Origin of the sequence: Nonomuraea sp. NPDC049784 (genome assembly GCF_040659615.1) — a bacterium.
Lineage (GTDB): Bacteria > Actinomycetota > Actinomycetes > Streptosporangiales > Streptosporangiaceae > Nonomuraea.
Genome location: NZ_JBFAMX010000481.1, coordinates 1 through 8016, shown reverse-complemented (window position 1 = coordinate 8016; position 8016 = coordinate 1). Strand labels below are relative to the sequence as shown.

Annotated in this window: 7 protein-coding genes; 3 read left to right on the top strand and 4 right to left on the bottom strand. The window is 70.1% G+C overall.

What is annotated here, in order from left to right; translation table 11 throughout:
* Window positions 1–1765, top strand: a 1765-nt coding sequence (locus AB0J09_RS48695) for a WD40 repeat domain-containing protein (protein WP_360707527.1), incomplete at its 5' end; no start/stop codon positions are given.
* Between the two features lie 69 nt (window positions 1766–1834).
* Here AB0J09_RS48695 and AB0J09_RS48690 read toward each other — a convergent pair.
* Complete coding sequence (locus AB0J09_RS48690; protein WP_360707524.1) at window positions 1835–2284, bottom strand: hypothetical protein; 450 nt, start codon at window positions 2282–2284, stop codon at window positions 1835–1837.
* Window positions 2285–2365: 81 nt separating this feature from the next.
* Between AB0J09_RS48690 and AB0J09_RS48685 the strand changes: the two genes are divergently transcribed.
* Both AB0J09_RS48685 and AB0J09_RS48680 read left to right on the top strand, forming a co-directional pair.
* A complete protein-coding gene (locus AB0J09_RS48685; protein WP_360707521.1) occupies window positions 2366–3460 on the top strand; it encodes an MFS transporter in 1095 nt (364 codons plus the stop codon).
* Window positions 3461–3562: 102 nt separating this feature from the next.
* Complete coding sequence (locus tag AB0J09_RS48680; RefSeq protein WP_360707519.1) at window positions 3563–3808, top strand: hypothetical protein; 246 nt, start codon at window positions 3563–3565, stop codon at window positions 3806–3808.
* 152 nt (window positions 3809–3960) lie between these two features.
* Here AB0J09_RS48680 and AB0J09_RS48675 read toward each other — a convergent pair whose 3' ends face one another.
* The 3 genes from AB0J09_RS48675 to AB0J09_RS48665 all read right to left on the bottom strand — a co-directional run.
* On the bottom strand, window positions 3961–5172 hold the full coding sequence (locus tag AB0J09_RS48675) for a crosslink repair DNA glycosylase YcaQ family protein (protein WP_360707517.1): 1212 nt from the start codon (window positions 5170–5172) through the stop codon (window positions 3961–3963).
* A gap of 41 nt (window positions 5173–5213) precedes the next feature.
* Complete coding sequence (locus AB0J09_RS48670) at window positions 5214–6908, bottom strand: ABC transporter family substrate-binding protein (protein ID WP_360707514.1); 1695 nt, start codon at window positions 6906–6908, stop codon at window positions 5214–5216.
* Window positions 6909–6937: 29 nt separating this feature from the next.
* On the bottom strand, window positions 6938–8016 hold a 1079-nt coding region (locus AB0J09_RS48665), incomplete at its 5' end, for an oligopeptide/dipeptide ABC transporter ATP-binding protein (RefSeq protein WP_360707511.1).

Below are 8016 nucleotides of genomic sequence, written 5' to 3'. Positions count from 1 at the left end.
CAGCGAGGGCGGGGTCAACGTGTACGACGTGCGCACCGGCAGGCGTACGGCGAGCTGGCCCGGGATGACGGTCAGCGGGGCGATCGTGGGCCCGCTCACGCTGAGCCGCAGCGGCCGGCTGCTGGCCGAGAACTCCACCGAAGAGTTCGGTGTCTGGGACCTGAAGACCGGCAGGAAGTTGCTCGAACGGCGCCTTCCCTCGGCTTTCGAGAACAACTACACCGTCCTGTTCGGCGAGCACGAGACCACGCTCACGGTGATATTCGGCGGGGACGAGATCGATTACCTGATCGACGTCTCCACCGGCAGGCGGTTCGGCAAGGGCGTCTTCGAGCAGCGCGGCGAGGTCGGGGTGAACGATCCGCTCGTGGACCCATCGGGCAGGCACGTGCTGCTGCCGGGAGGTCGCTTTGACCAACGCTCGTTACCGGACTGGCGGGTGGAGCGGCCTTTCCCCGCCTGCGTGGATCATCATGACATGGCGGCGTTCAGCCAGGACGGCAAGACGCTCGCCTGCGGTAACGGGATTGGCATCGCGCTCGTCGACGTCGCCTCGGGCCACGCCTTCGGCGACCAGCCGACCTGCGATGTCTGCGGATCCGAAAGCAAGCTGCGCTTCAGCCCGGACGGCCGCCGCCTCGCCGCCTTCCGCGGCAGGGATGTACAGGTTTGGGATCTTCGCACCCGGCGGGCGGTGCTCGACTACCGCGCCGAAGGCGACCTGACGGACGTCCGCTTCGACCGCGACGGCAGGACGCTGCGGTATCTCGTGGACGACGCCGTCGTCAGCCTGGACCTGCGGCCGCGTACTCACGTGACGGCCGTGCCGGGCCTGGTCCACCAGCTCAGCCCGGACGGCCGGTGGGCAGTGTTCGCATCCGACGAGGATCTTCGGATCTGGGACGTGCACGCGGGCAAGGAGACCGGCCGCCTCCCCCTCGACCCGGAGTACGAGGAGGCGGCAGAGTTCCACGGAACGAGGCTGGCCGTCTCGAACCTCAACGGCGCGATCACGCTCTGGGACGTGCGGACCCTCGCGAAGCTCTGGTCGGCGCGGGTCCCCGGGAAGGGCGGTACCCCCACCGACGTGCACTTCAGCCAGGACGGGCGGCGGCTGGCGATGAACATCGTGTACGGGCAGAAACCGGTGACCAAGCAGGTGGTACTCGACACCGCAGACGGCCACCTGCTGAGCTCGATCGATACCACGTACCAGGGCGGGCCGTTGCTGCCTGGCGGCACGGCGTACGCGTCGATGCTCGGCGGCAGGTTCGTCGACCTCACCACCGGCAAACCCGTGGGGTCGGGGTTCGGGGCCACCAACGCGATCGCGTTCAGCAGGGACGGGCTCATGGCCGTGAAGGAGGACGCCACCGGGCGGGTCGGGCTGTGGTCGGTGGACGGGCCGACACCACTGCGCCCCGCGATGCCCCGGGCCGCCGGCGACCTCAGTCTGCTGACCTTCTCACCCGACGGAAAGACGCTGGCCACCGTCACGGAGAAGGGCGTGCTCCAGCTCTGGGACGTAGAAGCCAGGCGGCGGCTCGGCGGGGCCTACCGGCTGGGGGAGGAAGGTGCGTCGTCGCTGGCGTTCAGCGCGGATGGGGGGACGCTGTACGCGGGGATGGACGGGGCGGTGCATGCGATCGCCGTGCGAAGCGAACGGGTCGCGCAGGAGGTGTGCGCGCGGGTCGGGCGCGCGCTGTCGCCCGCCGAGTGGGACCGGTACCTGGGTGGGGTGCCGTACCAGGATGTCTGCCCTTAGCGGACGGGGGCGGGCGCGGGACGCCCCGCCCTCAGTCCTCCGCTCGGACGGCCGGGACACCGGGGCTGTTCAGCCCTTGCAGTTGCTCCAGCCCTTGCGGCCGCCCCAGGCCTCCACGTGGCCGCTGGGGTCGCGGGTCCATCCGGCGTACCGCACGCACTTCCAGGCGCCGTCGATGTGGCCGGTCTCGGCGTAGTACTGGTACTTCTGCTCGTCCTCCGACCTGCCGCCGCCCTTCACCTCCAGGTAGGCGCCGGTGACCGTGCGGGTGCCGGTGTACGCGGTCTTGATCGCGGCCACGCAGTTCTTGCCGCTGCGCTTGTTGTACATCAGGTAGACGTGCCCGAACACCGCGCCCTCGTGGGTCTTCATCGCCCGGTGGCCGTCCTTGACGCGGTGGAAGCCGGGGCCGCAGACGCGCTCGGGGGTGTAGGAGGCGGTGGCGGCGTACGCGGAGGAGGGGGTGGCGGCGACACCGGCCGCGACCAGGGCGGTCGCAATGACGGTTCGGATCAGCACGATTTTCCCTTCGGCAGGGTAAATAAGGACGGTCTTGATCTTTGCCGTGACATTACCGAAATTTTCAAGGAGCCGCGGTAAATGCCGCTTATCGCAGTGTCTGCAGCGTGGGCCGTCTTCTGGGGGTCCTGGTCGGCCCTCCTGCCCGCCATCAAACTGGAGCTGGGCATCTCGGCGGGCGATCTGGGGCTGGCGCTGAGCGCCGTACCCGTGGGGGCTCTGCCCGCGATGGCGCTGGCCGGACGGCTGGTGCGGGGCCGCGAACGTGCGGCGCTGACGGCGACGGCGGCCATGTTCGCGGTGAGCGTGGCCGGGATCGGGCTGGTGACCGCACCGTGGCAGCTCCCGCTGGCGTTGCTGGTGGTGGGCGCCGCCAGCGGGGCACTCGACATCGCGCTGAACCTGGCCACCGGGCGGGCCGAGCGCGAGACCGGCCGCCGCCTCTTCCAGCCGGTGCACGCGGCCTTTCCGGTCACCGTCATAGCGACGGCCCCCGCCACCGGCCTGGCCCGATCCCTCGGCCTGAACGTCGGCACCGTCCTCCTGCTCATCGCCCTCATCGTGATCGTCACGTCCTTGTCGGCGCTGGCCCTGCCTGCGGGCCAAGGTGCGCCCTCGACCTCCTCGGACACCGGCAAGCGCGGCCTGTGGGGGGCCGCGATCGCGGTGGGGGCGCTGGCCGCATGCGTGCTGATCATCGAGAACTCGGTCGAGCAGTGGTCGGTGCTGCTGCTGGAGGAGCACCGGGGCGCCACGCCCCTGGTGTCGAGTGCCGCGCCCTCGGTCTACATGGCGGCACTGACGGCCGGGCGGCTCGTCGCGCAGGCGCTGCCTCGCATGCCGTTGAAGATGTTGTACCTGGTGGCGGGGGTGGGCGGTGGGGCGGGGATCGCCCTGGCGGGGCTCGGCGGGACCGTGCTGCTCTCCATGGCGGGCTTCGCGCTGACCGGCCTGGCGCTCGGCCCGCTGGTGCCCGCCCTCCTCAGCCGGGCCGCCGCCGACGATCCGAGCGGGACGCTGGTGTGGGGGGTGTCGACGATCTCGTACACGGGGTTCGTGATCAGCCCGCTCCTCGTGGCCGGTCTCAGCAGCTGGCTCGGCCTGCCCACGGCCCTAGCCGCCCTCGGGCTCCTGGGTCTGCCCCTTCTGACCCGCTTCGCGGTGGATCGGTCCTGAGTTGAGTACGTTGGGCCGTTTGGGGAAATTGGTGGTTCTTTGAGGAAAAGAGACCACGTAACCGGGTATCCCCCCGGCGGATCGACTACAAAGGGGATCACCATGGCTGTCTGCGAGACGTGCGGAAACGACTACGACATGGCGTTCGAGGTGCATGCGCAGGGAGCGGTGCACACCTTCGACTGCTTCCAGTGCGCGATCGAGGGGATGGCGCCCGTATGCGAGCACTGCGGCACCAAGGTCATCGGACATGGGGTGCAGTCGGGCGAGCACTGGTACTGCTGCGCGCATTGTGCGCGGGAGGAGGGCACCAAGGGCATCGTCGACCGCGTAATGGCCGCCACCTGACGTTGCCGACCGGGTGATCGCCACAAGCGGCACTTGACGTCGCTTCGGGCCGTCGCAGTCGCGGGCTGGGTGCCGCGGCGTTCGAGACGCGCTCGTCAGGCCGCGACCGGGCCGGAACCGGGCCACGCCCGCGGCGTCCGGCGGTCAGCGGGTTACGGCAGCAGGGAGCGGACGCGGGCGATGGCCTCGTCGAGGGGCTGCTGGGGGACCGGGGTCGCCAGGTCGACGGTGATGTGGCCGTTCTTGGCCTCCCAGACGCCGGCCACCCGCCCCTCGTGGACGACCACGGGGGAGATCCACCCCGCCTGGCGGCTCACCTTGGGCTTGAGCGGTGGCGGGATGAGCGGCGCGAGGGTGCGTGGGGCGGCCAGGATGTACTGGTCGAAGCCCGGCAGCAGGTGGACCTCGGTCGAGGGCCCGGTGCCGGCCAGGTCGTCGAGGTGCTCGGTTAACGCCAGCAGCGTCTGCCCGTCGTCCGTCTCGACCTCGGTCAGCTCGGGCGCGAGGTCACGGAACCACCCCTTCAGCACCGTCTTCTTCGCCACGCCGCCGAACAGCCACGTGTCGAACATCTCCGGCGTCGCCGGCCCGTGCGCGCCCAGGAACGCCCGGGCCACCCGCACACCGGCCTCCTCGTACGTCGGGAGCGCGGCAGGCCATCCCGGGAGCCAGGCGCGCGGGGCGGTGAAGGTGACCCTGCCGTCGCGGGGCGGGCCGTAGCAGAGCTCGCCCAGGCGGCTCAACGGCTTGAGCAGGGCGCCCCAGCCGGACGTGAGCGCCTCCCTGAGGTGAACGTCTCCCGTCACCGCCACCACAGCATCCACGAGCTCTTCCCTGGTCAGCGCCCGCACGCCGAGCATCCGACCACCAGGTGCTCCCTCGCCGGGCGTTCTCTCACCGGGCACCGCCCCGCCGGACGCCTGTTCTCCGGGCATCCCTGCGCCGGGCGTCCCCTCGGCGGGCGTCCCGTTGCCCAGGGTGCGGGGGACGGCGTCGATGATCGCCGCGATCTCGTCGGCCGTGACGCCGTGGCCGCGCTGCCACGAGCCCTTCTCCCAGAAGCGCAAAGTGCTCAGGGCCGCGCAGTAGTCGGCCAGCGTGTCGGAGGGGACGAGGTGGAGGGTGCCCCGCATGATCCACGTCTTGACCAGCGTGCGGTCGCTCCACAGGGCCCTGTCGATCTCGTCGTGGTCGGGCTTGCCGCGCCTGACCGCCACCGCGAGCTGGGCCGACGAGGCGACCTGTGTCTGGACGCCGCACAGCCGCCGGGCGACCGCCACGGCATCCGGCGCGCCGTGGTCGCTCACGAACTGTCTGCGCAGGCGCCACGCGAGGATCTGGGGCCAGGTCACCTTCGTTGCCACGCGTCCACTTCTACACCTCGCCACCGACAGACCCACATGGGTCAGCCGGTGAAGCCGATGTCCTCGTAACGAAGGTCGTAGAAGCCGCGCGCCCCCACGTTGGCCAGCGTCTGCCGGGTCGCGACGTTCTGCGGGCGCTGGTAGAGCGGCAGCACATTGACCACCGGCCAGATCAGCGCATCCGCCCGATTCGTCAATGTCCGGGCCCGCGCCGGATCCAGGGTCTGGGCGGCGCGGCTCATGGCCTGGTCGATGGCGGGCGAGCCGATGCGGCCGAAGTTGGCGTTCCACGTCTTGCCGTCGGGAGAGTTCGCGTAGATCCCGTAACTGCTGGAAACGGGGAACGGCGTTCCGATGTAAGCGAAGGGCGTGATGTCGAAGTTGCCGGGGATGACGTACTTGGTGAAGAAGTCGTCGCTGGGCACGGCCTTGATCGTCAGCTTCACGCCGATCGCGGCCAGCATGGTCTGCGCCAGCTCGCCCTCCTGCTTGCTCACCTGAACCCCCGACGGCACCACGAACCGCAGATCGAGCACCTTGCCGTTCTTCTGCCGTACTGTGCCGTTCAGCTTCCACCCGGCGGCGTCCAGCATCTGCCGCGCGCGGGCGGGGTCGTACACGCCGAGTTTCCCGGCGTTGTCCTGGTAACCCTCCTGGGTGTTCATGAAGAAGTGGTTGTTCAGCAGGGCGATCGGCCAGTCCAGGCCCTGGAGGTCCGACTGCGTGATGGCCTGGCGGTTGATGCCGAGCTGGATGGCCTGGCGCACGTTCTGATCCTTGAGCAGCTCGCTGCCCCCGTTAAAGGTGAAATGCCGGAAATCAGGTCCGGCTGCCTGCCGGACCTGCGCCCCCGGCGTGTTCTTGGCCCGCGCGTAGTCGGGAGCCGACGGCCCCACGTCGGTGATGTCGAGCTCCCCGTTGCTGAACGCCCCGATCAGCGAGTCCTGCTCCGACGCCCGATAGATGATCTTGTCGAGCTTGGCCCGGTTGCCCCACCAGGAGTCGTCCCGCACGAGCGTGATCGTCTTGGCCGTCTGGTCGAACCCCCCGAACTTGAACGGCCCCGCCGTCACCGGGATCTTGTTCAGCCAGGCGTGGTCGAAGGCTTCGGGCGTCTGGTTGGTGGAGGCCGGCAGCAGCGGGCTGAACAGCGACTGCCAGTCCCCGAACGGCTTGTCGAACGTCACCGCCACCTCGAAGTCGTCCTTGCCCCGCGCCACCTTCTCGATGTCCTGGTAGCCGGTGGACGAGGCGATGTGGAACGCGGGGTTGCGCCCGTTCAGCGCGTGCCACTGCGCCTGGTAGTCGGCCCACGTGATCGGCTTCCCGTCGGACCACTTCGCCTTGGGGTTCAGCCGGTACGTGATCACCTGCTTGGGCTGCTGCTGGGTGACCTCGGCGTCGAGCAGGTAGTCCCGGTTGACCGAGATCTCCGCCTTCTCGTTGGACACGAACGGCGAGGGCAGCAGCGCGTTGCTGACCGAGGCGGCCACGGCCAGGTTGCCGTCCACGTGGTTCCTGTTCCACTGCGCGGGGAACTCGTTGATCCCCCACCGCAGCGTCCCGCCGTCCTTGACCTTGTCGCGCGGCTGCAGGTTGATGTCGAAGGCCTTGATCGTACGCTCGTCCCCGCCGCCCGCCCGGCCCTTGGTGCCGCCCCCCGGGCCCCCGCCGCAGCCCGCAAGGCACAGCGAGCCCGTCACAGCGACGGCCACGACAAGACGTGATGCTTTCATCGAGCGAATTCCTCCTGGTATGGCGAGGTCTATACGACTTCGCGCCTTTCGGCGTAATGGCAGGCCGCCCCCTGGTCCTCGCCCAGCGGGCGTACCTCGGGCTCGACGTCCACGCATAGTCGCCGCTCCTCGTCGGTGAGCTCGGCGCGGAACTTCGGGCACCTGGTGCGGAATCTGCAGCCCGTCGGAGGGTTGGCCGGGCTGGGCAGGTCGCCCTCGAGCAGGATCCGCTCCCGCGCACGCTCGCGTACCGGATCGGGCAGCGGGATCGCCGACAACAGAGCCTGCGTGTACGGATGCGCCGGGGCGCCGAACACGGCGTCCACCTGGCCGATCTCGGCGATCCTGCCCAGGTACATCACCGCCACCCGGTCGGCGATGTAGCGCACCACGGCCAGGTCGTGCGCCACGAACAAATAGGACAGCCCCAGCCGGTCCTTGAGCGAGCCGAGCAGGTTGATCACCCCGGCCTGGATCGACACGTCCAGCGCCGAGACCGGCTCGTCGAGGACCAGCAGCTGGGGCTCCAGGGCCAGCGCCCTGGCGATGCCGATGCGCTGCCGCTGGCCGCCGGAGAAGTCCTGCGGGTAGCGGGCGGCGTGTGAGGCGTCCATCCCGACCAGGGCGAGCAGCTCGCCGATCCGCCGCCCCGGTCGCCGCTGCCCGTGCGTACGCAGCGGCTCGGACAGGATGTCGTGCACCGTCATGCGCGGGTCCAGCGAGGCCAGCGGATCCTGGAAGACCACCTGCATGTCGCGCCTGATCGCCCTGCGCTCGGAGCCGCCGAGCCGCGCGGTGTCGTGCCCGAGCACGACGATGCGGCCGCTCTGGGGCGGGGCCAGCTCCAGGATCTGCGTCAGCGTGGTCGTCTTGCCGCTGCCCGACTCGCCGACCAGCCCCAGCGTCTCGCCCTGCCGGAGGTCGAAGCTGACCCCGGCCACCGCGTGCACGGTGCCCACCCTGCGCTTGAACACCGCCCCTTTGAGCAGCGGATATTCCTTGACCAGGTCGCGGACCTCAAGCACCGGGCGCTGCTCGCGGGCCTGCGCCCCCGGCTCGGCGTGCACGGGCGCGGGCACGCGTGGCCGTACCTCGGACCAGCGGATGC

What these genes read in the sequence shown, in the direction of transcription:
- AB0J09_RS48670 (WP_360707514.1), bottom strand. Translation starts at nt 6,908, where the DNA reads ATGAAAGCATCACGTCTTGTCGTGGCCGTCGCTGTGACGGGCTCGCTG.
- AB0J09_RS48685 (WP_360707521.1), top strand. Translation starts at nt 2,366, where the DNA reads ATGCCGCTTATCGCAGTGTCTGCAGCGTGGGCCGTCTTCTGGGGGTCC.
- AB0J09_RS48680 (WP_360707519.1), top strand. Translation starts at nt 3,563, where the DNA reads ATGGCTGTCTGCGAGACGTGCGGAAACGACTACGACATGGCGTTCGAG.